The organism is Ruegeria sp. CH5 (genome assembly GCF_056537025.1).
This window is the reverse complement of record NZ_JBQFQT010000005.1, coordinates 302,926-327,419: the sequence shown is the minus strand read 5'-3', so window position 1 is coordinate 327,419 and position 24,494 is coordinate 302,926. Positions and strand designations below refer to the sequence as shown.

General features: G+C 61.0%; 24 protein-coding genes. 16 read left to right on the top strand and 8 right to left on the bottom strand.

Annotated elements, in window-relative coordinates; genetic code table 11:
• Positions 1-21 precede the first annotated feature (21 nt).
• Positions 22-732 carry a DUF599 domain-containing protein gene (locus tag ACR0JC_RS16570; protein WP_170343170.1) on the bottom strand — a complete coding sequence of 237 codons (711 nt, stop codon included), beginning with the start codon at positions 730-732 and terminating at the stop codon, positions 22-24.
• Between the two features lie 81 nt (positions 733-813).
• Here ACR0JC_RS16570 and ACR0JC_RS16565 point away from each other — a divergent pair, with 81 nt between their 5' ends.
• The 6 genes from ACR0JC_RS16565 (at position 814) to ACR0JC_RS16540 (ending at position 7,034) form a co-directional block, all read left to right on the top strand.
• Positions 814-2,262 carry an FAD-linked oxidase C-terminal domain-containing protein gene (locus tag ACR0JC_RS16565; RefSeq protein ID WP_093963674.1) on the top strand — a complete coding sequence of 483 codons (1,449 nt, stop codon included), beginning with the start codon at positions 814-816 and terminating at the stop codon, positions 2,260-2,262.
• A gap of 26 nt (positions 2,263-2,288) precedes the next feature.
• Positions 2,289-3,389, top strand: coding sequence for an FAD-binding protein (locus tag ACR0JC_RS16560; protein ID WP_480763995.1), 1,101 nt, complete (start codon positions 2,289-2,291; stop codon positions 3,387-3,389).
• Positions 3,390-3,393: 4 nt separating this feature from the next.
• Positions 3,394-4,716 carry a glycolate oxidase subunit GlcF gene (glcF, locus tag ACR0JC_RS16555; RefSeq protein WP_170343168.1) on the top strand — a complete coding sequence of 441 codons (1,323 nt, stop codon included), beginning with the start codon at positions 3,394-3,396 and terminating at the stop codon, positions 4,714-4,716.
• A 119-nt stretch (positions 4,717-4,835) separates the two neighbouring features.
• On the top strand, positions 4,836-5,627 hold the full coding sequence (locus ACR0JC_RS16550) for a trypsin-like serine peptidase (protein WP_093963788.1): 792 nt from the start codon (positions 4,836-4,838) through the stop codon (positions 5,625-5,627).
• Positions 5,624-6,442, top strand: coding sequence for a trypsin-like serine peptidase (locus ACR0JC_RS16545; protein WP_170343166.1), 819 nt, complete (start codon positions 5,624-5,626; stop codon positions 6,440-6,442). Before ACR0JC_RS16550 ends, ACR0JC_RS16545 begins: the two co-directional genes overlap by 4 nt.
• 124 nt (positions 6,443-6,566) lie before the next feature.
• Positions 6,567-7,034, top strand: coding sequence for an Hsp20 family protein (locus ACR0JC_RS16540; RefSeq protein WP_170342492.1), 468 nt, complete (start codon positions 6,567-6,569; stop codon positions 7,032-7,034).
• Between the two features lie 142 nt (positions 7,035-7,176).
• Here ACR0JC_RS16540 and ACR0JC_RS16535 read toward each other — a convergent pair whose 3' ends face one another.
• The gene (locus tag ACR0JC_RS16535) at positions 7,177-8,652 is read right to left on the bottom strand and encodes an NAD-dependent succinate-semialdehyde dehydrogenase (RefSeq protein ID WP_170342490.1); all 1,476 of its coding nucleotides are present in this window, start codon (positions 8,650-8,652) and stop codon (positions 7,177-7,179) included.
• Positions 8,653-8,940: 288 nt separating this feature from the next.
• On the opposite strand from ACR0JC_RS16535, the gene ACR0JC_RS16530 reads away from it, so the two are divergent.
• The 7 genes from ACR0JC_RS16530 to ACR0JC_RS16500 all read left to right on the top strand — a co-directional run bounded on the left by ACR0JC_RS16530 (position 8,941) and on the right by ACR0JC_RS16500 (position 16,024).
• Positions 8,941-10,020, top strand: coding sequence for a hypothetical protein (locus ACR0JC_RS16530; protein ID WP_170343165.1), 1,080 nt, complete (start codon positions 8,941-8,943; stop codon positions 10,018-10,020).
• A 251-nt stretch (positions 10,021-10,271) separates the two neighbouring features.
• A complete protein-coding gene (locus tag ACR0JC_RS16525; RefSeq protein WP_170343164.1) occupies positions 10,272-11,390 on the top strand; it encodes a hypothetical protein in 1,119 nt (372 codons plus the stop codon).
• Between the two features lie 21 nt (positions 11,391-11,411).
• Positions 11,412-13,343, top strand: a complete 1,932-nt coding sequence (locus ACR0JC_RS16520; protein WP_170343163.1) for an AAA family ATPase — start codon at positions 11,412-11,414, stop codon at positions 13,341-13,343.
• Entirely contained in the window at positions 13,340-13,708 is a 369-nt protein-coding gene (locus tag ACR0JC_RS16515; RefSeq protein ID WP_170343162.1) for a hypothetical protein, read from the top strand. The genes ACR0JC_RS16520 and ACR0JC_RS16515 overlap by 4 nt, the downstream gene beginning before the upstream one ends.
• A 55-nt stretch (positions 13,709-13,763) precedes the next feature.
• Positions 13,764-15,101, top strand: coding sequence for a DUF6638 family protein (locus tag ACR0JC_RS16510; protein WP_170343161.1), 1,338 nt, complete (start codon positions 13,764-13,766; stop codon positions 15,099-15,101).
• A 1-nt stretch (position 15,102) separates the two neighbouring features.
• Positions 15,103-15,369 carry a hypothetical protein gene (locus tag ACR0JC_RS16505; RefSeq protein ID WP_093963662.1) on the top strand — a complete coding sequence of 89 codons (267 nt, stop codon included), beginning with the start codon at positions 15,103-15,105 and terminating at the stop codon, positions 15,367-15,369.
• A gap of 10 nt (positions 15,370-15,379) precedes the next feature.
• On the top strand, positions 15,380-16,024 hold the full coding sequence (locus ACR0JC_RS16500; RefSeq protein ID WP_170343160.1) for a DUF1523 family protein: 645 nt from the start codon (positions 15,380-15,382) through the stop codon (positions 16,022-16,024).
• Positions 16,025-16,074: 50 nt separating this feature from the next.
• Here the strand turns inward: ACR0JC_RS16500 and ACR0JC_RS16495 are convergent, their stop codons facing one another.
• The 6 genes from ACR0JC_RS16495 to ACR0JC_RS16470 all read right to left on the bottom strand — a co-directional run bounded on the left by ACR0JC_RS16495 (position 16,075) and on the right by ACR0JC_RS16470 (position 23,317).
• Positions 16,075-17,169: a flagellar basal body P-ring protein FlgI gene (locus ACR0JC_RS16495; RefSeq protein WP_170343159.1), complete on the bottom strand. Its 1,095-nt coding sequence runs from the start codon at positions 17,167-17,169 to the stop codon at positions 16,075-16,077.
• Positions 17,166-18,173, bottom strand: coding sequence for a flagellin (locus tag ACR0JC_RS16490; RefSeq protein WP_170343158.1), 1,008 nt, complete (start codon positions 18,171-18,173; stop codon positions 17,166-17,168). The genes ACR0JC_RS16495 and ACR0JC_RS16490 overlap by 4 nt, the downstream gene beginning before the upstream one ends.
• Before the next feature lie 2 nt (positions 18,174-18,175).
• On the bottom strand, positions 18,176-19,615 hold the full coding sequence (flgK, locus tag ACR0JC_RS16485; protein WP_254430817.1) for a flagellar hook-associated protein FlgK: 1,440 nt from the start codon (positions 19,613-19,615) through the stop codon (positions 18,176-18,178).
• A gap of 38 nt (positions 19,616-19,653) precedes the next feature.
• Positions 19,654-20,949, bottom strand: a complete 1,296-nt coding sequence (locus ACR0JC_RS16480; protein ID WP_170343156.1) for a flagellar hook protein FlgE — start codon at positions 20,947-20,949, stop codon at positions 19,654-19,656.
• Positions 20,950-21,046: 97 nt separating this feature from the next.
• On the bottom strand, positions 21,047-21,886 hold the full coding sequence (locus ACR0JC_RS16475; protein WP_170343155.1) for a flagellar motor protein MotB: 840 nt from the start codon (positions 21,884-21,886) through the stop codon (positions 21,047-21,049).
• A gap of 93 nt (positions 21,887-21,979) precedes the next feature.
• Positions 21,980-23,317 carry a FliI/YscN family ATPase gene (locus tag ACR0JC_RS16470; RefSeq protein ID WP_170343154.1) on the bottom strand — a complete coding sequence of 446 codons (1,338 nt, stop codon included), beginning with the start codon at positions 23,315-23,317 and terminating at the stop codon, positions 21,980-21,982.
• Between the two features lie 87 nt (positions 23,318-23,404).
• Between ACR0JC_RS16470 and ACR0JC_RS16465 the strand changes: the two genes are divergently transcribed.
• The 3 genes from ACR0JC_RS16465 to fliE are packed head-to-tail and all read left to right on the top strand — an operon-like array spanning position 23,405 to position 24,494.
• Positions 23,405-23,794 carry a FlgB family protein gene (locus tag ACR0JC_RS16465; protein WP_170342467.1) on the top strand — a complete coding sequence of 130 codons (390 nt, stop codon included), beginning with the start codon at positions 23,405-23,407 and terminating at the stop codon, positions 23,792-23,794.
• Positions 23,795-23,804: 10 nt separating this feature from the next.
• Positions 23,805-24,191 carry a flagellar basal body rod protein FlgC gene (flgC, locus tag ACR0JC_RS16460; RefSeq protein WP_170342465.1) on the top strand — a complete coding sequence of 129 codons (387 nt, stop codon included), beginning with the start codon at positions 23,805-23,807 and terminating at the stop codon, positions 24,189-24,191.
• A gap of 12 nt (positions 24,192-24,203) precedes the next feature.
• Positions 24,204-24,494: a flagellar hook-basal body complex protein FliE gene (gene fliE / locus ACR0JC_RS16455; RefSeq protein WP_170342463.1), complete on the top strand. Its 291-nt coding sequence runs from the start codon at positions 24,204-24,206 to the stop codon at positions 24,492-24,494.

Here is a 24,494-nt window from a genome sequence, read left to right as displayed (position 1 = left end):
ATCTGATCGGGCGGGGCGCGATCACGTCTGCGTGTCCGGCGGCAGGCTCAGCAGGATCGCGCGGGAATGCGAGGCAAACTCGCGTCGGTACAGCACTCCCAGCGTCAGAAGCGTGCCGATGATCAGCGCGATCGGGCCCAGGATCCAGGCCAGCGACGCCAGCGCGAAATAGGTGGAGCGCAGGGCACGGTTGAAGCTGCGCGCGGCGGTCACGCAGATCTCGGCCGCCTGCGCCGCGCGGGGATAGGCCTGCGGATCCTCTGGGTCGTTCGGCACCGCCGCCATCAGCACCGCGCAGTAGCCGAACAACCGATGCGCCCAGACGTATTTCAGAAAGGCATTCGACAGAAACAGCAGCACGATCAGGATTTTGACCTCCCACACCATGGCCGGCGCGCTGCCTATCGCCAGATCCTTGGCGACGCCCGACAGCCGCTCGGTATTGCCCAGAAGGGCCAGCCCACCCCCGATGGCGATCATCGTGGTCGAGGCAAAGAACGTGCTGCCCTGACGCATCGTGCCCACGACCTGGGCGTCGAACATGCGGGGCTGGCGGGTCACCATTTCGCGCATCCAGCAGCGGCGGAATTCGTCCATCATCACCGCGACCGAGCGCTTGCCCGGCGCGGGGTTCTCGATCCGCCATCCGATCCATTGCCAGGCGATCAGCAACAGCAGGACGGCGGCGTAGTCCAAGGGTGAAAACAGCAGGGCGCGTTCGGTCAGTGTCATGGCGCGACAGTACGTCCGACGAAGGCAACTTGCCAGATGCAGAAATTGGTAATATTATTTTACCAAACCGGAGGACCCGCCATGGACATGCCACAGCCCAACCCCGACGTTCTGGCCCGCAAGGCCAGCGTGCTTGCCCGTCTGCGGCAGGTCCTGCCCGAAGATGCCATCATCGCCGACCCGGCCGAAACCCGCGCCTATGAATGCGACGCCCTGACCGCCTACAAATGCGCGCCGATGATCGCGGTTCTGCCGTCCTCGACGCAGGAGGTCTCGGACATTCTGCGCATCTGCCATGACGAAGGCGTGCCGGTCGTACCGCGCGGGGCCGGGACCTCACTGGCCGGTGGGGCGCTGCCCACCGCCGATTGCGTGATCCTGGGCGTGGCCCGCATGAACGAGGTGCTTGAGGTCGACTATGACAACCGCTTCATCCGTGTGCAGACAGGCCGCACCAATCTGAGCGTCACCGGCGCGGTCGAGGAGCAGGATTTCTTCTATGCGCCTGATCCGTCGTCGCAGCTGGCCTGCGCCATCGCGGGCAATATCGCGATGAACTCGGGCGGCGCGCATTGCCTGAAATACGGCGTGACCACCAACAACCTGTTGGGCGTGACCATGGTGCTGATGGATGGCCGCGTGGTCGAGATCGGCGGCGCGCATCTGGATTCCGGCGGGCTGGACTTGCTGGGCGTGATCTGCGGCTCGGAAGGTCAGCTGGGGGTCGTCACCGAGGCGACGCTGCGCATCCTCCGCAAGCCCGAGGGCGCGCGCCCGGTCCTGATGGGCTTTGATGACAACGCGGTGGCGGGCGAATGCGTCTCGGACATCATCAAATCGGGTATCCTGCCCGTGGCGATCGAGTTCATGGATCGGCTGTGCATCGAAGCCTGCGAGAATTTTGCCCATGCCGGCTATCCGAATTGCGAGGCGCTGCTGATCGTCGAGGTCGAAGGCTCGGACGCCGAGATCGACAGCCAGTTGGCCAAGATCGTCGAGATCGCCAAACGCCACAACCCGGTCGAGCTGCGCGAAAGCCAGTCGGCCGAGGAAAGCGCCCGCATCTGGCTGGGCCGGAAGTCGGCCTTTGGCGCGATGGGGCAGATCAACGACTATATGTGCCTGGACGGAACGATCCCGGTGTCGGCGCTGCCGGACGTGCTGCGCCGCATCGGCGAACTGAGCAAAGAGTTTGGCCTGCCCGTGGGCAACGTGTTCCATGCCGGCGACGGCAACATGCACCCGCTGATCCTGTTCGATGCGAACAAGCCCGGCGATCTGGAAAAATGCGAGGCCTTCGGGGCCGAGATCCTGAAACTGTGCGTCGATGCCGGCGGCTGCCTGACCGGTGAGCATGGGGTGGGCATCGAAAAGCGTGACCTGATGCATCATCAATACGCGCCGCAGGACCTTGAGGCGCAGATGGCCGTCAAGGACGTGTTCGACCCGAAATGGCTGCTGAACCCCGCCAAGGTGTTCCCGCTGGATGCCAGTGCACCCCGCCGCACCCCGAAGATGGCGGCGGAATGAATTCCCAAGACAGAACGGACCCCGCAATGAGACCTGAATCAGAGTCTGAACTGGCCGAAATCGTGGCCGGGCTGAACGGCCCGGTGCGGATCAAGGGCGGGGGAACCCGTGGCGTGGACGGCCCCGACCAGGTGCTGGGCACCGAGGGGCTGCGCGGGATCACCCTGTACGAGCCGGGGGCGCTGACGCTTGTGGCGCAGGCCGGAACGCCGCTGGCCGAGATCGAGGCCGCGTTGGAGGCCGAAGGTCAGCAGCTGGCTTTCGAGCCGATGGACCATCGCGCCTTGCTGGGGTTCACGGGCGCGCCCACGATCGGCGGCGTCGTGGCTGGCAACGTGTCGGGGCCGCGCCGGATCCAGGCCGGGGCCTGCCGCGATTTCCTGCTGGGCGTGCGCATTGTTGACGGGCAGGGGCAGGTCATCAAGAATGGCGGCCGGGTGATGAAGAACGTCACCGGCTATGATCTGGTCAAGCTGATGGCCGGGTCTTGGGGCACGCTGGGCGTGCTGACCGAGGTGTCGCTGAAGGTGCTGCCCAAACCCGAGGCCAGCGCGACTCTGGCGATACCTGCCAAGGACGCCGTGACCGCCGTTCGCATCCTGTCCGAGGCGCTGAAATCGCCCTTTGAGGTCACCGGCGCAGCGTATGATCCGCAGCAGCAGCGCGCCTTGATCCGGATCGAGGGGTTTGCGGAATCGGTCTCGTATCGCACCGGACGCCTGCAGACCCTGCTGGGCCAGTTCGGCGCGGTTGATCCGGTCGAGCCGTCGGACGCGCTGTGGCAGACGGTCCGCGATGCGGCCGATTTCGCCGACACGCCCGGCGATGTCTGGCGGATTTCGGTCAAACCCGGCGACGCGCCCGAAATCGCCTCGCAGGTCGAGGCCGACCGGACCCTGCTCGACTGGGGCGGCGGGTTGATCTGGGCGCTGGTGCCCGCAGGCACCGACCTGCGCGGGCGCATTGGCGCGTTTTCCGGCCACGCCACGCTGGTGCGGGCCGGGGCCGATACCCTTGCCCGGCTGGGCCGGTTCCAGCCGGAACCGCAGGGCATTGCGGCTCTGACACAGGGGATTCGACAGAAATTCGACCCGCGCGGCATGTTCAACCCCGGGCTGATGGGATAGGGCGATGCAGACCACATTCACCGAAGACCAGTTGAAAGACCCCGGCACCCGCCGCGCAAACGAGATTTTGCGCAATTGCGTGCATTGCGGGTTCTGCACCGCAACCTGCCCGACCTATCAGGTGTTGGGCGACGAATTGGATAGCCCCCGCGGGCGCATCTACCTGATCAAGGACATGCTGGAAAACGAGCGTGTGCCGGATAAAAAGACCGTCAAGCATATCGACCGCTGCCTGTCCTGCCTGGCCTGCATGACGACCTGCCCGTCGGGCGTGCATTACATGCATCTGGTCGATCACGCGCGTGAATATATTGAAAACCGCTACAAGCGCCCCTTCTCGGACCGTGCGCTGCGATGGGTTCTGGCGCGGATCCTGCCCTATCCGATGCGGTTTCGCTGGGCGCTGATCGGGGCCAAGCTGGGGCGGCCGTTCCGCTTTCTGATGCCCGACGCGCGCCTGCGGGCGATGCTGGACATGGCGCCGAAACACATCCCGCCGGTCAGCCGCAATGACGACCCACAAAGCTTTGCGCCCAAGGGGCAGGCGATCAAACGCGTGGCTCTGATGACGGGCTGTGCGCAAAAGGCGCTGAACACCGACATCAACGATGCCACGATCCGCCTGCTGACCCGGCTGGGCTGCGAGGTCGTTGTGGCCGAGGGCGCCGGCTGCTGCGGGGCGTTGACCCATCACATGGGCAAAACCCGCGAAAGCCATGCCACCGCCGCCGCCAATATCCGCGCCTGGACCCGCGAGATGGACGGCAAGGGGCTGGATGCGATCGTCATCAACACCTCGGGCTGCGGCACCACCGTCAAGGATTACGGGCACATGTTCCGCGACGATCCGCTGGCCGAGGACGCGGCCCGGGTGTCGGGCATCGCTATGGATGTCAGCGAGATCCTGATGCAGCTGGACTTGCCGCAGGGCGACGACAAGGGGCTGACGGTTGCCTATCACGCGGCCTGCTCGCTGCAACACGGGCAGCAGATCAAGACCTATCCCAAGGACCTGCTGAAAAAGGCGGGGTTCACGGTGGTCGAACCCGCCGACAGCCACCTGTGCTGCGGCAGCGCTGGCACCTACAACCTAATGCAGCCCGAGATCTCGGCCAAGCTGAAACAGCGCAAGGTGCGCACGCTCGAGGCCAAGAACCCCGATCTGATCGCGGCCGGGAACATCGGCTGCATGATGCAGATCGGGTCGGGAACCCGACTGCCCATCGTGCATACGGTCGAGCTGTTGGATTGGGCCACGGGCGGGCCTCGGCCCCCTGCGCTGGATCGGGCCGGACAGCCTGCGGATGCGGTGCCGATCCTGCGGTGATCGGGCCTGATGCGCCGACGCATCAGTCTGGTGCGGATTAGGCGCGGCCCGGCTCTGCCCTATTTTCGCCAAACGCCACGCTTAAGTAGATTGGCCGATACCTCATGCCGGAGAACCGCGTGCGCACATGGATCAGGGCGATAGCGTTATGTGTTCTGCCATTGGCAGCCACGGCGCAGGATACTGGGCTGCAAAGCCTTGAAACCTCGGATTCCGGGCGCGAATGGATGGCGGTCGGACGGCTGAACATCGACGGCACCGGCTTCTGCACTGGTGCGTTGATCTCACCCACGCTTGTTCTGACCGCGGCGCATTGCCTGTTCGACCAAGCGACCCGCCAACGAATTGATCCGGGCCAGATCGAGTTTCTGGCGGGGTGGCGACATGGCCGCGCATCGGCATATCGCACAGCGCGCCAGGCGGTCATTCATCCGGAATACGAGTATGACCGCGCCGCATCCGTCAGCCGCGTGCGCCACGACGTCGCGCTGATCGAGTTGTGGCAGCCGATCCGAAATACGACCGTGATCCCGTTTGAAACCGGCTACAGGCCAACGCGTGGCGAGGATGTCGGAGTGGTTTCGTACGCCCACAACCGCGCGGAAGCCCCTTCGCTGCAACAGGTCTGCTCGGTCATGGCGCAGCAATCGGGGGTGCTGGTCATGTCCTGTGACGTGGATTTGGGTGCGTCCGGCGCGCCGATCTTCTCGTTCTCAGGAGATCACCCCCGGATCGTATCGGTCGTGTCCGCGAAGGCTGAATTGGAAGGCCGGCGGGTATCGTTGGGAACAGCGCTGGAAGAGTCGCTGGAGGTGCTGCGCACCGAGCTGTCCGCAGGGAATGGATTCGGCGCGTCCGGCAAGACGCTCGAGCCAGGAAAGAACGTCGGCGCAAGGTTTGTCCGGCCATGATCCGCCGTATCGTGACAGCGGCCCTGATTTTGGCCGGGATTGCTGCGTCGGCGATGGCCCAAGACAGTGGCAAGCGCAGGCTGACCGATCGGGACGACCTGTATGGTTGGGAGGCGATCGGGCGGCTGGACATCGGAGACCGCTCGTTCTGCACGGGTACGCTGATCGCGCAGGATCTTGTTCTGACCGCAGCCCATTGTGCGACGGACAAGGCCACCGGCCGGACCTATGCACCCGGCGAAGTGACCTTTCGCGCAGGTCTGAGCGATGGACATGCGCTTGCCGAAGGCACGGTCGTGCAGATCGCCGTCCTTCCCGACTATGATCCCCGGGTTGGCCTGTCACCCGAGATGGTCCGGGTTGATGTCGCACTGATGCGACTGGATCAACCGATCCCGTATACCGTCGCCAACCCATTTGCATTGCACAGTGGCCGGGTCGCCGGGGATGAGATCAGCATCGCTTCGTACGGGCGCGGCCGATCCGAGGCAATCACGCGCCAGCGGTCCTGCCGGATTCTGGAGCGGCGCCAAGGTCTGATTACCTTCAATTGCGATGTCACGTTCGGATCCTCTGGTTCGGCCATTCTGGCCCGCAACGGGCCGCGTTGGCAGATCCTGTCGGTGGTATCGGCGGTTGGTACCGACGGCCGTCGCAAGGTTGGGTTCGGCATGGAACTTGAGGGGATCGTCTCGGACCTCAAGGCGATCATGCGGCGGGATGCGCCGCAGCCAAAGGCCAAGATCCGGCGGCTGCAGGTCGGCTCGGGCAAGTCCAGCTCGGGCGCGAAATTCATCAGCTCCGGCGGGTCTTGAACTCAGCCAGATCCTTTCCCATCTCATGTGTGTCGGGCAGCCAAACCGGGGTCCGACAATCGCCAACGCCCGTCCAATCGGAGGGCAAAACTCGTAAATCGCTCTGAACATGAGGATAACGAACATGCGTAGCTTTGATTTTGCACCACTGCACCGTGCAACCGTCGGCTTTGACCAGATTGCCGACATCATGGATCGGGTCATGACCAGCGAAGTGTCACAACCCAGCTATCCCCCGTACAACATCGAAAAAACCGATGCCGATGCGTATCGCATTTCGATCGCAGTCGCCGGCTTTGCCGAAGATGACCTGACGATCGAAGTCAAGGAAAACGCGCTGGTCGTGGCCGGCAAGAAAGCCACCGAGGACACCAAGCGCACCTATCTGCATCGCGGCATCGCCACCCGCGCTTTCGAGCGTCGTTTTGCTCTGGCTGACCATGTCCGCGTGACCGGCGCCAGCCTGGAAAACGGTATGCTGCACATCGACCTGAAGCGCGAGGTGCCCGAGGCGCTGAAACCGCGCCGGATCGAGATCACCTCGACCAAAGCGATAGAAAAGGACGTGGTTGACGCCAAGCCCGTGAACTGAGGCTGAGACCGCCCAAGCGGCGATAATCGTCTCCTCCCTCGGTTGTCGCACAACCCCGCGTTCCTCCGGACGCGGGGTTTTTTCATGACGCTTGAAAAGAAAAAGGGCGCCCAAAGGCGCCCTTGTCTCATGGTCCGTCCGATCAGACCGCCATGCAGATGTATTTCATCTCAAGATAGTCTTCCATGCCGTGGTGGCTGCCTTCACGGCCAAGGCCGGATTGCTTGACGCCACCAAACGGGCCCAGTTCAGAGCTGATGATGCCGGTGTTGATGCCGACGATGCCGTATTCCAGCGCCTCGGCCACCTTGTACACGCGGCTCAGATCCTTGGCGTAGAAATACGAGGCGAGGCCGAAGATCGTGTCATTGGCCATGGCGATGACCTCGTCCTCGTCCTCGAACTTGAACAGGGGCGCCAGCGGGCCAAACGTCTCTTCCTGCGCGACCTTCATGTCCTGGGTCACGTCGGTGATGATCGTCGGCTGGAAGAAGGTGCCGCCCAGATCGTGCGGCAGGCCACCGGTCAGGATCGCGCCGCCATTGGCCGTGGCATCGGCGATGTGCTCCTGCACCTTGGCCACCGCCTCGTCGCTGATCAGCGGGCCGGTCGTGGTGCCATCGGACAGGCCGTCGCCGATTTTCAATGCCTCGACCGCGGCCTTGAGCTTGGCGGCAAAGGCGTCATAGACGCCGGCCTGCACATAGATGCGGTTGGCGCAGACGCAGGTCTGGCCGTTGTTGCGGAACTTGCACAGCATCGCGCCTTCGACGGCGGCATCCAGATCGGCGTCGTCGAACACGATGAACGGCGCGTTGCCGCCCAACTCCATCGAGCATTTCATGACCTGGTCCGCGGCCTGGCGCAGCAGGATCCGGCCCACCTCGGTCGAGCCGGTAAAGGTCAGCTTGCGCACGCCGGGGTTCTCGCAGAACTCCTTGCCGATCTCGCTGGCCTGTGACGAGGGCACCACGTTGAACACACCCGCTGGAACGCCGGCCTGTTCGGCCAGCAGCGCCAGCACCAGCGCCGACAGGGGCGTTTCAGTGGCCGGGCGCGCGACAAAGGCGCAGCCGGCGGCCAGTGCCGGGCCTGCCTTGCGCGTTATCATCGCGTTGGGGAAGTTCCACGGCGTGATCGAGGCCGCCACCCCGATCGGCTGTTTCAGCACCATGATCCGCTTGTCGCGCTGATGGCCGGGGATGGTCTCGCCATAGACCCGCTTGGCCTCTTCGCCGAAGAATTCGATGAAGGACGCGCCATAGGCGATCTCGCCCACCGCCTCGGCCAAGGGCTTGCCCTGTTCGGCGGTCAGGATCTTGCCCAGATCCTCGGCGTTTTCCATCATCAGGTCGAACCACCGGCGCAGGATCGCGGCGCGCTCCTTGCCGGTCAGCTTGGCCCATTCCTTCTGTGCTGCCTCGGCCTGCGCGATGGCACCGGCCACCTGGGCGCGGCTGACATCCGCGACCTCGGCGATCACGTCGCCGCGGGCCGGGTTGGTGACGGCAAAGGTGCCGTTGTCACCATCGACCCACTGCCCGCCGATATAGGCCTTGGTGACCAGAAGGTCGGGGTTCTTCAAAAGCGATTTCAGGTCGGTCGTGGTATCCAGCATGGGTCGGCCTCCGGGAAGGGAAAGAATTTGCGCGTACCCAATCAGGTGGCGCAGAACATGTCTAGGGCCACCCGGGGGCGTCAATCAATCCAGATTTGATCAAAAAATCGATCGGCGTGCGATGCAAGGGCCGGAAAGCATCAAAGCCAGCCAGCTGTTGGTTTTGACGCCTATCTTTTTCGATAGGGTTTTGCCACAGTTCCGGTGATTTGAGAGACCCAAGGGGATGTAAATCGTTATAACATTCCCTATCTTGTTGGGTAGATAAGAAAAACAAGGATTGGACAGATGTCGAACCAGCAATTCGAAGCATTGATCGAGGAAACCCAGGCCAAGGTGCGCGAAAGCCAGTCGCAGATCGAAGGGCTGACCTCGCGGATCGAAGCCGCACGTGCCAAGATCGGAACGGCCGAAGCTGATATCGACATCGAAAATGCCACGCTTGAAGACGTGCACGCCCACACCGAGGTGATGAACGCAAACATCGCCGAACTGATCATGGGGCTGGACGACGTCACCAGCGCGTTTTCCAAGGATTTCGACGAAATGCGCTCGAAGACCGGGTGGGAATCGTTCGTGGGCATCTTCTCGAAGGGTAAATCCGAGTCCATGCGCCAAGAACGGATGCGCTCAGCCAATATCGACGACAAACTGCAGGACCTGATCGCGAAATCAGACGTGATCGTGAAGCTGCTGGAAGGGCAACTGTCCGTGCTGGAAGAGCAGCGCGTGAAGGTGGAGAACAACCTGACCGTCACGCTGGACGACCGCGAGGCGACCGTGGCCGAATTGGAAGCGTTGCGTACCGAGATTCAGGGCATGGACCCGGCGATCATCACGCTGGAAAACAAGATCAGTGTCGAGCAGGACGCCGCCGCGCGCACCAAGCTCGAAACCGAACTGGCCGAACTGAACAAGCAATACAACGCGAAGGTTCAGGAAGAGCAGGTCAAGCTGGCCAAGTCCCAGACGCTGGAGCGCTATATCGAAAAGGGCAAGACCTGGGTCGATTCACTGCAGAACCAGGCGGCGACGCAGATGGTGCTGATCAACAAGCTGCAAACAGACACGCAGCAACGCGTGGTTCTGTATGACGCCCTGACCAAATCGCTGAAAACCGCGCAGCAGCAGGACGTGGCCCACCGCATCAACGAGATCGGCGTGCAGACCGACCAAGAAGCGCAAACCGCCATGGCCGCTATCGGCACCGCGACCAACCAGAAAATGGCCGACATGCTTGAGGCGCATGAGGGCCACATGGTCTTCGCCCGCGACGTGCTGGAGAAAAAAGCCAAGGCAGACGAACGCTTTGCCCGCCGGTTTGCCTCGATTGTCGAGAAGCATGATAAGAATTTGTATGGGGGGTGAGGACGCGATCCGTTCGCCGCTAAAGATGCTAAGTTCAGCAGTGGGCGTTGCGCTCTTAGGGGCGCTTCTCATCCTGTTCGGGTACCTGACCCAATTGATTCCAGCATACCTTGGTCCCGATCTGAGATTGATGATGTTCTTCGTACCATTGGTCTTCGCGCTTGGATCCTTTGGAGTTTCAGCCGTGTTCGCAGTCTGGGGCGCACTTTGGTTGGCATTCGAGGTATTCCCTCTATTGGTCGATAAGCTAAATGAATAACCCAACCCAAGACCATGTTGGCCTGACCGACACCTTCGCCTCGCGCCGCTATTTCCGCAAATTCGAGGTAATCACTGTCCACCTTCTGCGCGTGGCCGCGACTATGGAGGCTGAGGGCGCGATCAGTAAGCAAGAGGTGCGCATCGTGTCGCGCTACCTCTCGGGGCTGCTCTACACCTTCCGCGCGCTGTCGATGAAATACCTGCTGGTCGGGCGCGATACGGGGCGGTTCTTTGGCAGCCTCGCCATGGACAAGCGCGACAGCGGATTTCCGGTGGCGGCCGAACTGCTGACCATGGCCAATGACGCGCAGCAGGCGCAGGTACATCTGGCGAATATGCCCTCGGAAGAGGACCTGAAAACCGAGATGGTGCGGACGATCATCAGCGACAGGGAAATCCCCACCAAGCTGCAATTCGCGCTGTCTCAAAGGCTCTATTACGAGGAATTGCTGAAAGGTCAGTTGTTCTGGGCTCGCAATGATCCGGAGTGCCATTGGATCGAGACCGAGGGCGAGCGGCGGAAATTCCTGATTCATTGGGCGGTCTATGACAGCCAGATCAACCTGCCGGTCATCTACCTGATGCAGTTGGAGGACAGCGGTAAAACGGCCCTGCCCAAGGACCAGCGTCGCTGGCCCGAAGTGCAGGCGCATCTGATGGCGCAGTCGCTTGGTGGCTTGAAACTGGTGACCATCGCCAAAGGCTTCGACCAGGATTTCGACAACCTGCACCCCAAACACCTGCGCCGCATTCATGTGGGCCCGATGTATTCCTCGGCCTATACCGAGCAATCCGGCCCCCTGCGGCAGGTGTTGGAGGACGCGCAAGCCCCCGAGGGGCAGGATTGGGCTCTGGCTTGGACCACCGAAGAACTGCACAGCGAAGAGGTCATCGAAGAACGCGCCGGATGGTTCTCGACCGTCGAGCGCGAGGTCTTTGCGTTGGACCCCTTCGGCGGACAGGGGGCCGAGACCGGGGCCACACGCACCCAGCGCTCGATCATCCTTCCCCAGCGTCCGTTCCAGGTTCTGGCCGAACGCAATCCGCCGGGCTTTGCGGATGTGCGCAAGTTCGTGGTCAGCAAGTCCGGGCAGGTGTTGCGATATTGATAATACAAAGGCGATTTTGAAATGAGTTTGACGTCAGACCAGATGGAATTGCGCGAAGACGATATTCGCAAGCACTATCCTGCCGCCACCGCATTGCTGAACGGGTTCGAGCATGCGCCGCGCATAGCCAAACCCGCCGAGGCCGCCGTCGAACGGTCACCGGGTGTGTCGACGGGGCGGCGGTTCCGGTCGACCACGCCGGGGTTGGTAACCCGCCGCACTGCGCGAGCCGATGGGGTGCATCTGGTCGAACGGATCGAGGCCGCGGATGACGGCGACGCGCTGGTGTCCCCACAGCAGGCGACCACACAGCAGGCGATCCGCCGGGCGATTGCCATCGCTTTGGCGGTGGCCGAAACCTATGCGGACCAGACCCCGCTGGCCGATCTGAAACGCGCCAATCTGGCCGGAGATCTTGCCGCCGCGCGCAAGACCGAATTTTCAGATCTGCTGACCGCCGAAGCGTTGACCACCTTGCACACCTTCGGCAATGCGTTGGCCTATCTGATGTCCTCGCATCTGGGGGAGACCACGGTCGAAATCGGTGAAATCGAAGAGGTCCTGACAGACAACGGCCAACTCGCCCTGCACGGTGCCCTGTGGGAGCTGGATCAGGTTCTGGCCAAGCACGCGCCCGATGATGCCCATCTGATCGCGGCCACCAGTGCCTATGCAGAGCAACTGATGGAAAAAGCTGCTCTGCGCGCGCAAACGGCTGGCCATCTGGCCCCGTTCCAGAACGCCGCCTGGCATATCGAGGCCGACGATCTGACGATCCGGGGATTTGAGCCCGCGTCGAAGGCCAAATCCACCACGCTCACCATGACGTTCAAGAAACCGAACGAGGTGGTGGGCAATCATATCGCCAAGTATCAGGCCATGAAGCTAGCCAAGATGCTGATGGCTTATGATTTTGACCGCCGCCTGAATCCGTTCGCGGAGCTTGGCGGATTCATCTTTACCTTCATGGGCGACGGCAAGCCGGGCACCGGCAAGACGACCCTGATCCAGATGATGGCCGGGCTGATTAATGACTACTGCCAGAACGCGGGCTATCCATTCCGCTATCAGAACCTGAGCACCGACAATATCGACAGCTATCAGGGAAAATCCGGCCAGAATGCCAAGGCGTTCATCAACACGATCATCGACCCCTCGGTCATCGGTTTTGGCACGATCGACGATATCGATCAGCTGGCGGGCAAACGGGGCGACCGGCAGTCCAGCGCGGGCCAGCTGGAAATCACCGCCGTGCTGATGGAGAGCTTTGCTGGGGCCAACACCGTGGTGCGCGGCAACTGCACCTTTGGCATGTTCTCGAACTACCCCGAGAATGTGGACGACGCCCTGCGCCAGCGGGCGGGTGCGCGGTTCCTGGTGGACGGGCCGCAAACACGCGAGGATTACATCGACATCCTGCACCTGCTGATGGGGCGCAACCACGACATCCCGCTGGGTGAACACGAAGCCTATGCCGCGCAGGAAATCAAAAAGGCCGTCGCCGCCAGTTTCGAAAGCCACTCGCGCCCGCACGAGGACGCGTTGCTGCGGGTCTATGAGCGTGTTTCTGGCCAGATCGGCCAGATGGATACGATCGCCAAGCTGGGCACCTACCTCAAGGCGATCCAGCAGGCGGATGAGCGTTTTACCGGTCGCGCGATCAAGAACATTACCGACGCGGTCAAGGTCCGCGCAATGGACTTCGAACTGCCCGACGAGTGGATGGAAAACCCCGACCTGTTCCTGTTCCGCGACTACGACACCAAGAAGGCGATGATCGAGGAGATGCGCCAGCCGATCACGGTGGACATGGTGATCCAGGAGATCAATCGCTACGCCGACAGCGAATTCCGCTATGCCGACAAGAGCGAAGAGGTGGCCATCGAAAACGCCGTCCGCGAGATGGGCCGGATGGAAGAAGCCAAGCGGCGATATCTGGAGGGGAAGGGGTGAGCTTTTGGAGCTTTTTCTTACCCTACTTCGTTGCTTTATTAGTACTTTCTCTATTGAGCTATATTTGTGTGTCTCTCTTTTCGCTCAAGCCGCTCGAAAGGCTACATATTCTTTTGGCATTGGTAATCGATGTCGTGATCACGATCTCGCTTATGTTTGTATTGACGGTCATCGCCCTTCTTTATGCAACGGGTTTCGCTGTCTCGGCGACTTGTGGCGACCCCCTCACAAGCGGCTTACCTTGTCCGATTCTGGAAAAATTCGGTTGGTCAGTTTGGGCGATACTTATTTGGATTCCAGTGACTTTTTTTGGTTTGGTACGAAGGCTCAAAGTGGCTTTCGTCGAGAACAGAGCTGCATCATGATGGATAGCTATCTGTCATCAATCGATTGGCTGCCAACTGAACAAAGGCTCGCTTCATGATCCGCCTCATCGAAAAAGGCCTGATGTTTGGCAATCTCGTCCACATCTCCAGCCCGGCTCTGGTCGAGCGGTATAACCGCGCGCTGCAGCATCTGGCGGGCAAAACCACGGCACTGACGGATTTCCATGTCGATATCTCGGGCTATTCGCCGGAGGTGGGGATTGAACTGGACGACCCGCTCTACCTCAACCCCAACGGGGTCAACCGGCAATTCATCCTGCTGACGACCGAGCAGAAACGCGCGCCGCTGCTGAACGTCAAATTCTCGACCTCGCGCGATATCCTGCGTGAATTCATCGAGATGAACGAGGCGCAGTTGTTCGCCCTGACCGCCACCGATGCGGTGGCCGGAGAGCTGGTGAACTCGGTCTTCAAACTCACCACCCCGCGCGACCTGCTGAACCTGCGCAAGATCGAGATCGAGGCCGACACCGTGGGCGGCACCCTGCGCAAGGCCGATCTGTTGGCTGGCATGGTCGAACGGTTCAAGACCGAGGAAGACGCCTGGTTCGATGATGTGCTGATCGCGAAGATGATCGAAACCGCTAAGGAAACCGGCGACGTCACCCGCAACCCTGTCCGGTTGCGCCACACGGCGTTTGAACAGCGCAACTTCTGGACGGCGCATTTCGGCGGCATGTATCTGTTCCCGGATCTGGATCACCCGGCGGCGATCTGTATGGGTGAAAGGCCAGAGGATTTGCCGATCAAATATGTCTTTGATCCGTCGCAGCGAAACCAGATTGCCAAATTTCTGAATTACAACGATCTGGTCGAGCCGATCGTCAAGGCCCGCGGCGTGGATGCCGCCGCGATCCTGCAACAGAAGATGGACTTTCTGACCGTTGACGCCGCCGCGGATGCGGGCATTGATCTGACCGGGCTGGACCGCAGCGACATGCGGCGTTTGGCGCGCAATCACGCGGATCGCTTGCCCGAAGCCTATCATGGCCTCGCGCAATTGTTGCGCTGGGCGACAGATGGCGGGCCTTGGCCGCGTATCACCTCGGATCATCCGGCCTATTTCTATTCGCTGCGCGCCGCCAATACCCCGAACCGCGATCTTGTGAATATGCTGCTGGCCGAACTTGCCCCGCTGGACCCGCGCCAGATGTTCATTTGCCACAAGGAACTGTTCTACCGCACCTATGGTGGCTGGGCAGAGCCAAAAAAGGCCTATGTGGCCGAGTTTCTTGCCCGTGAATATCAAGTGGACAAGGCCGGGGCCCGCGCCGCACTGTTCGGGCATGAACCCGACATGAGTGGCGAGGACCGGGTCAGCGAGGCGGTGATCGCACGGGTCGGCCCTTGGGGCGCGGTAAGGAAAGAGTGATATGTTCGGAGCAATGCGCCTGTTTCTCGGTTTGCTTGTCGTTCAGACGATTGCCTACTTTGCCTTGTCACTTTACTCGCGTCGCGTCCGGCGGCAAAAGCTTGAGACGTGGTGGGAAGAGAAGGGCAAGACCGGCAACAAGGAAGCCTTTGTCGAACGCGGATTGCATGTCTATGACAATTCGTTCCGTCGCAAACTGATCCTGGGTGTTTATATCGTGCCTTGGGTGGCGATCGCCGCGCTGATCTATGTCGTGAACTACATGTGAGGTTTTGGGAATGGTCTACATCAAATGGGCGTTCATCCTGATTTTCTGGATCACGCTGGGTGCGATCCTGCAATACTCGCTGCCGCAGCACGACATTGTCCGCATCGTAAACACCTACGAAGAGCGGCAGGATCTGACGGATTGGACCCGCGTTTTCTGGTCTGAGCCCGATGATCAGTCGACCAGCCTTTCGAACCGCGATGTGCAGTTCATCCAAGCCGTGCGGGCGAACGGCAAGCCGATCGTCTATCGGAACGAAGATACCAGCTGGGGTTGGCCACCCTATTTTAAGTTCGATACCGCCAACCTTTACACCGAAGCCAACGACGCAATCTCGGACAAGGATGATCCGGATTGGGTTGTCGTGACCCACTACGGCTGGCGCAACGAGTTTCTGTCGATCTTCCCGAATGCCATCTTCATCAAACATGTCGAAGGACCGGACGTCCGCATCATTCCCTGGTTCAACATCCTTTTCCTGACCGTGTTTTTTGCCATCGTCTGGGCGCTTTGGGTGCGTTGGCGCAGGTTCCGCGAAGCCCGCATCGACCCCATGCTTGAAAGCGTCGAGGATGGTCTCTACGCCGCTGGGGATGCGATCGACGAACGAAGATCCAGTTTCCGGCGCTGGCTGGACAGTTGGAAGTCAAAATAGACCAGAACCGGAAACCAGTTTGACCATCGGCTACCCGGCTGGGCGTCTCGCTATCTGACGACAAACTCGGCATGAAGGGCCCCGGCGGCTTTGATGGTCTTGAGGATGTCGATCATATCCCGCGGGGACACGCCCAACGCGTTCAGGCCGGAAACCACCTGCGACAGCGTTGTCGCTTCGGGTATTTCTGCCAACCCGGTGCCGGCGTCCTCCTCAATCCCTGCGATGGTTCGCGGCACAACAACGGTCTCCCCTCTGGCAAAGGGGTTGGGCTGAACGGCGATCGGAGATTCCTCTACCCGAAGTGTCAGGTTGCCTTGGGAAACCGCGACACGTGAGATTCGGACCTCCTGCCCCATGACGATCGTGCCGGAGCGCTGATCTACAACCACCCGCGCTTTGGTTTCAGGTTCAATCAGGATGTTTTCGATCCGGCCGATCGCATGCGCCGTGGAAGGAGCCCGCGTTTCCGGGATGCTCAATTCCACCGTGCCCGAGTCGCGCATGACCGCAACGGCGCGATTGAACTCGCGGTTGATGGCCGCTTCGATCCGACCGGCGGTCGTAAAGTCCGGCTCGCGCAGGGCCAACCGCAATTGGGAAAGACCTGACAATTCAAAGTCGATCTCCTGCTCGACCCGGGCCCCGGCGGGGATGACACCGGATGTCGGGACTCCTTGAACAACCGATGCAGCGTCGCCCTCGGCGACTGCACCACCTGCCAGAACGGTGCCCTGCGCAACTGCGTAGATCTGCCCATCCGCGGCGTTCAACGGTGTCATGACGAGCGTGCCGCCCAGCAGGCTTTTGGAATCTCCGATCGCCGAAACGGTCACATCGATCTGCCCGCCCACCCTCGCAAAGGGCGGAAGGGTGGCGGTGACAAGAACGGCGGCGACGTTCTTGGGGCGAAAGTCCTCGCCAGTGACGTTTACACCCAACCGTTCCAGTATGTTCGACATGATTTCTTCGGTGAACGGAGAATTGCGCAGCCCGTCACCGGTTCCGTTCAGTCCAACGACAAGGCCATATCCCACGAGGTCATTGCCGCGCACACCGTCAAAATTCACTAGATCCTTGAGCCGGACAGCCCCGGAAACCGCCACCGAAGGCAGCATGATCAGAAGGAAGGCCAGAAGTCTCATCTCAGGAAATTCACCAATGATAGGGTCGAGTTGCGGACAGTGACCGAATAGAGGCTTTCGAGCTGGAACTGCACGGTCTGCAGGTGTGCCGCAGTTTCGTAGGGATCGGCGGCGACAAGTTCGTTGCGCGCGTATTCAAAACTGGTCCTGGCCGCCGCATTTCGTGTTTCGGCCTGTTCGATGCGGGCTTGCACCGCTCCGATCTGAGCGCGCATCGTCACGACGTCATCTTTGGTGTTGGCCAGAGCCACGCCCAGATCGGTAAACAAGGCAGTCTGCAGGTCTGGTGGCCATCCCAGCGCGCCCTCCGTCGCCAAGGCCGCAAGCGCGACATCGCGCAATCCATCCCGAAGTTTCGGATCATTGGCCGTGAACGGCATGTTCACCCGCTCGGTCTCCGAAATCTGCATTGGTGCGAGGGTCGTGTTGGACCCGTTGTACATGACTGCCTCGAATCCGGCAGGGTCATTGAACCAATCGTCGGCCGCCTGGCGAATATCGGTCAGGGTTGTCAGCCCTGCCAATTCGGTTCGCAGAGCAGCCAGTAGCGTTTCCGTCGACTTCAACGGAGAGGTGTCCGTGGCGGTTCCCGCGAACAAGCTGCGGCCACCGACCCGCGTGTTCAGTGAAGAAATCATCGTGTCCAGTTCGTTGCGCGCCTGAGCCGAGGCCTGAGCATGCGAAGTCGCTTGGTTGGACGTCCCAAACGCGAGCAGAGAAGCCGAAACCTCGCCGATCGAGGTCTCAAATGTCTCGAGGCTGATCTGAGTGGCATCAGCAAACAGATTTGCCTCGGCGGTCGCCGTAGAGAAGGCGTCCAGCTGTGCAATTTTTCGATCCAGGTCCAGCAGATGCGAGTAATCGCCACTGAGACGCCCAGAAATGTCAGCGGTTTGACCCGTAGACATTTCATAGGACAGGGTTTCGATCTGCGTTTTGATCTCGGTGCTGCGCGCACGCAAGGTCAGACCGCGGGCCAGATCACCAATCGAGTTCAAGGTCATGGTTACATCCTCAGCAGCAAATCCATCAATTCGTCGACAACGGTGACGATCCGCGCATTGGCGGCATAGGCCTGTTCAATCTGCATCATGCGCTGCAACTCGGTGTCAGTGTCCACGCCTTGCTCGGCCACTAACTGTTCCATTTGGAGTTGCGCGTTGGATGCGTAACTTTGGCGCGATTGAGCGGTATGGGCAGCGGTGCCAGCTTTGGACAAAAGCGCCGCCGACACCTCACTGGCCCGCAGGGCCCCTGTGCCGAAAGCTGGGGCAGGGCGCGGCGTGGTCAATACGGCGCCAAAAGCCTGCAGCTGGGTTGCCTCGCCGGGGTCGTTGGGTGCAACGGCTCCCAACCCCGCGCGCAGTTTCCAACTGTCGCCGCCGGCATCTGGATCGACAATCGGGTTGAGCTCAAGACGGGACGCGAGCCCCGCCGGCGCCGCGGCATCGAAACGCGAACCGGCATCGGTGAACAAGCCTGGATCAGTCGGCATCGCGGTCGGGTCCAGGCCGGCAGTTTCGAACCGTTCGATCAGATCGCGCGCAACTGCGTCCAGGTCCTCATGCGCGTCGATGGCCAACACGTCGCGAATGTCAAACTGGGCTGCCAGAGCGCCGCCGCGGATCTGTGCGGAATCACCGGATGTGCGGACTGGCCGTCCATTGAGTTCGAGCCCGGACAGCAGTCCGTTTCCTACGGTCATGTGCGGTTTGGTATTACCGGTGACCGAGAACGCGAACTCTGCGGCTGATCCTTCTAGAAGTATCAGCCCACCGTCGGAGTACAGCGAGACGCGGTTGTTGTCGCGCGCCACGATATTGACCGGAACCAGCTGGTTGACTTGGTCAATGAGAACCTGGCGTTGATCCAGCAACCCATTGATATCGCCGCCCGCGTTCTCAACAGCCGGGATCTTGGCATTCAACACTTCGATATCTTTCAGGTTTGTATTCAGTGTTTCGACATACGTCCCGATTGTTCGGTCCGCGTCAGAACGCATCTTGCTGAGGCCGTCGGACGCCTTATTCAAATCGGCAACCAGATCCCCAGCTGCGCGCGCCGCCAGATCCAGGCGCTCGACCGAGCCGGGATTGCTTGCGGCCGTGATCAAGCTGTTCTCGAATGCGCTCAAAGATACCGCGATCGATCTGCCGTCATCGGGGGTACCGACCAATGCTTCGAATTGCGAGTAAAACTCCGAGATTGCCGAGGCCGCCGCGTTATCCGCCGTTGCCGCGCGCAGGTTCGCCATCAGAACAGGATCTTGATGGCGGGTGATTCCCACGACCCTGACGCCGTTGCCGGAAATAGAGTTGGTGGTCAGCTCCAACGTCCGCTTGGCGTAGCCGGGCGTCAGCGCATTGGCTATGTTGCCCGAGACGACGGCGGCGCCGCGGCTTGCCGCGCCCAGCCCACCCAGCGCGTTATTCAGGGCCGTTGACATGCTCATGAGGCCGTTCCTTTCCGCTTTGCAGGTTCAGATCAGCGCTTGATGTTGGTTGTTTCCTGCAACATCTCGTCGACTGTCTGGATCACCTTTGCGCTTGACGAATAGGCGCGCTGGGTTTGGATCATCGACGTCAGTTCAGTCGCAACGTCGGTCGTCGACTCTTCGCGCGCGAAGGAAATCAATTCGCCCGTCGGACCTTCGCCGGCATCCCACAGGAAATAAGTTCCACTGTCGCGAGACGGCGCATATGTCTGGCTGTCGAGTGCGGTCAACCCATTCGGGTTGGGGACGTCCGCCAGCGGTATCTGGTACATCCGACGGGTGACGCCCGTGTCATACAGCGCGTAGACGTATCCGTTTTCATCGACCTGAACGCTGGACATGGTCCCGACTGCGGATCCGTCCCGGGTGATCGAAACCGGCGCAAACGTGTCGGACAGTTGAGTGATTCCATCGCTGTCACCGATCAGACCGATATTGACCTCCATCGGGCCGCCGGCGACGTTGACGACAAAGCTGCCGGTGGTTGGATCATAGGTGCCACCGGACACGGTGGTCACACTGGCAAGGGTACCGCCTGCGGTTCTGCTGTCCGTAAATGTCAGCGTATATTCACCGATCACGGCACCGCCCGAAGCGGAGTCGCGCAAGATCATCGTCCATTCGTTGCTGGACCCGGCGGCCGGCACCGTCGGGACAAGCTCGATATCGACATTCTCGGGTTTGCCCAAATTGTCGAAATATTCGACGGACAAGGGCTGCGTGTCACCAGGTGCGCCGGCATCGGTGGCCGTGGCGGGCAGGTTCATGCGCAGGTTCATTGCGGTGGTCGGCGAGCCGGACAATTGATTGACGCTGAGTTGAACCGGCTGCAACGCTGCGGGTGTGTCGCGCGAAACGTTGGGAATGGACCCATCGGCGTTGGCGGGCCAGCCCAGCAGCACAAGTCCGGACTCGGTAACCAGATACCCTTCCGCATTGGTTCGGAAGGATCCGGTGGTGGTCAGAAGCATTTCGTTTGAATCGGTTCCGATCTGGGAACTTGGGCGAACCGGCAGCATGCCCCGGCCGCGCACGGCCAGGTCGGTTGAGTTGTTGGTGGTAACCAGCGAGCCACGCTGATCGATCAGTCGCTGGCTGGTGGTCCGGACGCCGCCCGCCGAATAGCTTCCGCCCTGGCCCGACGTCACCATCGAATGAAAATCCGTCTCAACCCGCTTGTAACCGTAGGTCGAAGAGTTGGCGATATTGTCCGATATGGTCGCCAACCTGTTCGCGTTGGCCTTCAAGCTGGCCACACCGGCATTCAGCGAAGAGGAAATTGTCATCGGCACGCCCTTCTGTTGCGTAAATCGTTCCCGCAACAGCTAACGCGCTGGGCCTTAACAGCGCGCTAACAAGTAAAATACCAGATATCCTCCGATCTCAGGGATTGCGTAGAAACACGATCTCGATCCGGTTGTTGCGGGCCGCCATCGGGTTTTTCACCGCCAGCTTGCGATCGGCATGACCCGTGACCCGTTCAAGCCGTTTGGCGCCGACCCCCTTGTCCTGAAGCATCTGCCGTACCACCTGCGCGCGCGAAGTCGACAGATCCCACGACGGATTTCGGGCCAGAACCACCGGAGAGGAATGCACGTGACCCTCGACCGAGATGGAATTCATCACCATGTCCGATGAACGTGCAACCAGCAGTACCAGTGCACGCATCATCTGCGTTGGAGAATCGGAACCTCTCTCGAACAGCGGCTCATCTTCGGTATCGAACAGCTCGACGATCAGACCCTCGTCCGTCACTCGAGTGACAATATGCTTCAAGGCCTTTTGGGACACCATGCTTTCGCCGGAGCGCCCCAGCAGCCGAGCCTCGAGAGACGAGAAGTCTTCGAACGCGCCGCGCCCGCCGCCATCGGCATCCACACCGGTCGAACCCCGCGCGCGCTTGGCCTCGGTCGGGTTCTTGTTCGTCGCTCCCGAGCCGTCCATCACCATGGTTTTCTCCGAGAACATATTGTCGCCCCCAAAGGCCCCGTCGCCCCCGCCGGAAACGGGATTGATCGGAATTGTCGGAGAGAAGTAGTCCGCCAAACCCTTGCGTTGCTTTTCTGTCGTTGCGTTCAACAGCCACATCAACATGAAGAACGCCATCATGGCCGTCACGAAGTCCGCATACGCGACCTTCCAGGCGCCGCCGTGATGGCCATCGCCACCCGAAACGCGCTTCTTCTTGATGATGATCGGCGCCGCATTTGATTGCGCACCCATCTAAACCACCCTTTTTCACCCACCCATTGGATTAACAGCGCGGGGATTAAGGGCGGCTTAATATCTAAAACTGTTCAGACCTTTGCCGACCCATCATTGGACCATCCCGGCGCTGGCCCGGCGCAGGATGACCGAAAGGCGGTTGAAACTGTTCTGGACTCCGTACGGATCGAGTTTGCCGAAAAAGCCATCAAGCTCGTCATGGATGCGAACCGCCTGATCCAGGAGCGGGTCCGTGCCCGGCGTGTACAGACCCGCCTTGATCATCACTTCGGACTGCTCGTAGCTTCCGACCAACCGGCGGGCTTCGGTGATCAGCTTGTTTTCCTCGGGTGTCGCCGCAGCCGGTAAAGAGCGCGAGACCGAACGGCTGAGCGCGATGGCTGGAAAGCGCCCTCGCTCGGCGATCTCGCGACTTAGCACGATATGCCCGTCAAGAACGCCGCGCAGGATGTCGGCCACCGGTTCATCCATGTCCGAACCCGCGACCAGAACGCTGAACACGGCGGTGATGTCGCCCTGATCGGCGGTTCCCGGGCCGGCGCGTTCACAAAGGCCGGCGATCATCGGTGTGACCGAAGGCGGAAAACCCCGCAGGGACGGGGCCTCACCCATGGCGACGGCGATCTCGCGATGCGCCTCGGCGAACCGGGTGACAGAGTCGCACAGGAACAGAACGCTCAGACCCTGATCCCGCAAAAACTCGGCCGCTGCCATCGCAGACCAGGCGCAGCGCCGGCGGGCCAGTGCTGATTGGTCGGACGTGGCCGCGACCACGATCGAGCGCCTCAGACCTTCGGCGCCCAACGCGGTCTCGACGAATTCATTCACCTCGCGCCCGCGTTCGCCTACCAGCGCGACGACCACGGCATCGGCTTGCATGGATCTGGCCAGCGTTGCCAGCAAACTTGATTTTCCCAAACCCGACCCCGCAAAGAGACCGACACGCTGCCCCTGGACGACCGGAAGCAGGGTGTTCAGAATCGCCAGCCCGGTGGCCATACGGTCTCCCAGCGGTTTGCGGTCGACGGCCCGGGGTGGCGCGGACATGACGTTGCGGGCCTGCGCCCCGGGCAGAAGCGGTTTGCCGTCCAGCGGTTTGCCGAACGGATCGACCACGCGACCAAGCCAATGCAAACCGGGTGCAAAAACCGGAGTCGGCTCAAGATAGACCCGGTCCCCCAGGCGCACGCCGTCAGGGGCTGCGCCAGGCAGCATGTGAACAGCGCCGGCCTCGACCTGCAACACTTCGCCGGCCAACGGTTGGTCGTGGCGTCGCTGCAAAATCAGATGGTCGCCGATGCGCGCTTGTTCTGCCAGCCCTTCGACCTCGATCACCCCACCGGAAACACCCGCGACCAGACCCATGTGCCGCACCGGAGAAAGTCGATCGAACTGGTACTTCAGAATCGAGGGATCGAGGTCGGACATGGCGTCGGCTCCAATTGGTTTCTGAAAACGGTTTCTAAAGGAATCGGGGTTAAGCCTTGATTGAAATTGATCGAGGGAGAAGCCCCGATGTTCTCGGACCTGAACGTCTTTACAGTTGCGTACGCCTTGGCAACCCACGCCGGACAACGGCAGGCCGTCATCTCGCGCAACATGGCCAACGCGGATACGCCCGGCTACCGGGCTCGCGATATTGAGCCTTTCGCGGAAGCCTTTGAGAAATCCAGTGCCACCAGCGCAATGAGCGCGACCCGCGAAGGGCATTTGAACGGTGTCGGGCCGGGCGGCATGACTTTGGCCGAACATATGCGCGGCGGCGCAGTCGATCCCAATGGCAATGGGGTTTCGCTTGAAGAAGAAATGCTGAATGCGGTCGAGGTCAAGCGACAGCATGACCGCGCGCTGGCCATCTACAAATCCTCGATCGGGATCCTGCGCACCGGTCTGGGCAAGGCGTGAGGAGACCGTCATGAGCGATTTCTCCAAATCCCTGGCCGTCACCGCCAGCGCGCTGCGGGCGGAAGCCGCGCGCCTGCGCCATGTTTCGGAAAACATCTCGAATGCGGACACTCCGGGTTACCGGCGCAAATCGGTTCCTTTCGAGACGGTGCAAAAAGACGGCACTGAATTGGTTCTGGCCGGTCGGGTCAGGCTGGACCGGCGGGCGTTGCCCCGGATCTATGATCCCAGTCACCCGATGGCGGATGCCAGCGGGTATTACTTAGGGTCCAATGTCGATCTGATGGTCGAGATCGCCGACGCGCGTGAAGCGCAACGCAGTTACGAAGCAAACCTCAAAATGTTCGACCAGACCCGGAAGATGTCGGCCAGCCTCATGGAATTGTTGAGAAAATAAAGGAAAGCCAGAATGGATACCCGATCGATCACCGCGGCTCAGAGCTATGCGCATGCCCGCCCGGCCACCCAAGCGGATCCGGGAACAAGTGGCGCTGCACAAGGGCTGCGCGCAACCTTTCAGGACTTTGCGGCAACCCTGAAACACAGCGAAGAGGTCGCCAATGCCGCCATGATTGGCCAAGCCGACCCACATGCCCTCGTGCAGGCACTGGCCCAGACCGAACTTGCTGTCGAAACAGCGGTTGTCGTGCGCAACAAGGTCGTTGAGGCCTACCAGGAAATTCTGCGGATGCCGGTCTGA

What these genes read in the sequence shown, in the direction of transcription:
- ACR0JC_RS16510 (WP_170343161.1), top strand. Translation starts at nt 13,764, where the DNA reads ATGATCCGCCTCATCGAAAAAGGCCTGATGTTTGGCAATCTCGTCCAC.
- ACR0JC_RS16570 (WP_170343170.1), bottom strand. Translation starts at nt 732, where the DNA reads ATGACACTGACCGAACGCGCCCTGCTGTTTTCACCCTTGGACTACGCC.
- ACR0JC_RS16480 (WP_170343156.1), bottom strand. Translation starts at nt 20,949, where the DNA reads ATGACAATTTCCTCTTCGCTGAATGCCGGTGTGGCCAGCTTGAAGGCC.
- ACR0JC_RS16525 (WP_170343164.1), top strand. Translation starts at nt 10,272, where the DNA reads ATGAATAACCCAACCCAAGACCATGTTGGCCTGACCGACACCTTCGCC.
- ACR0JC_RS16565 (WP_093963674.1), top strand. Translation starts at nt 814, where the DNA reads ATGGACATGCCACAGCCCAACCCCGACGTTCTGGCCCGCAAGGCCAGC.
- ACR0JC_RS16465 (WP_170342467.1), top strand. Translation starts at nt 23,405, where the DNA reads ATGTTCTCGGACCTGAACGTCTTTACAGTTGCGTACGCCTTGGCAACC.
- ACR0JC_RS16475 (WP_170343155.1), bottom strand. Translation starts at nt 21,886, where the DNA reads ATGGGTGCGCAATCAAATGCGGCGCCGATCATCATCAAGAAGAAGCGC.
- ACR0JC_RS16495 (WP_170343159.1), bottom strand. Translation starts at nt 17,169, where the DNA reads ATGAGACTTCTGGCCTTCCTTCTGATCATGCTGCCTTCGGTGGCGGTT.
- ACR0JC_RS16560 (WP_480763995.1), top strand. Translation starts at nt 2,289, where the DNA reads ATGAGACCTGAATCAGAGTCTGAACTGGCCGAAATCGTGGCCGGGCTG.
- ACR0JC_RS16520 (WP_170343163.1), top strand. Translation starts at nt 11,412, where the DNA reads ATGAGTTTGACGTCAGACCAGATGGAATTGCGCGAAGACGATATTCGC.
- ACR0JC_RS16540 (WP_170342492.1), top strand. Translation starts at nt 6,567, where the DNA reads ATGCGTAGCTTTGATTTTGCACCACTGCACCGTGCAACCGTCGGCTTT.
- ACR0JC_RS16470 (WP_170343154.1), bottom strand. Translation starts at nt 23,317, where the DNA reads ATGTCCGACCTCGATCCCTCGATTCTGAAGTACCAGTTCGATCGACTT.
- ACR0JC_RS16535 (WP_170342490.1), bottom strand. Translation starts at nt 8,652, where the DNA reads ATGCTGGATACCACGACCGACCTGAAATCGCTTTTGAAGAACCCCGAC.
- ACR0JC_RS16490 (WP_170343158.1), bottom strand. Translation starts at nt 18,173, where the DNA reads ATGACCTTGAACTCGATTGGTGATCTGGCCCGCGGTCTGACCTTGCGT.
- glcF (WP_170343168.1), top strand. Translation starts at nt 3,394, where the DNA reads ATGCAGACCACATTCACCGAAGACCAGTTGAAAGACCCCGGCACCCGC.
- ACR0JC_RS16545 (WP_170343166.1), top strand. Translation starts at nt 5,624, where the DNA reads ATGATCCGCCGTATCGTGACAGCGGCCCTGATTTTGGCCGGGATTGCT.
- flgK (WP_254430817.1), bottom strand. Translation starts at nt 19,615, where the DNA reads ATGTCAACGGCCCTGAATAACGCGCTGGGTGGGCTGGGCGCGGCAAGC.
- ACR0JC_RS16505 (WP_093963662.1), top strand. Translation starts at nt 15,103, where the DNA reads ATGTTCGGAGCAATGCGCCTGTTTCTCGGTTTGCTTGTCGTTCAGACG.
- ACR0JC_RS16530 (WP_170343165.1), top strand. Translation starts at nt 8,941, where the DNA reads ATGTCGAACCAGCAATTCGAAGCATTGATCGAGGAAACCCAGGCCAAG.
- flgC (WP_170342465.1), top strand. Translation starts at nt 23,805, where the DNA reads ATGAGCGATTTCTCCAAATCCCTGGCCGTCACCGCCAGCGCGCTGCGG.
- fliE (WP_170342463.1), top strand. Translation starts at nt 24,204, where the DNA reads ATGGATACCCGATCGATCACCGCGGCTCAGAGCTATGCGCATGCCCGC.
- ACR0JC_RS16500 (WP_170343160.1), top strand. Translation starts at nt 15,380, where the DNA reads ATGGTCTACATCAAATGGGCGTTCATCCTGATTTTCTGGATCACGCTG.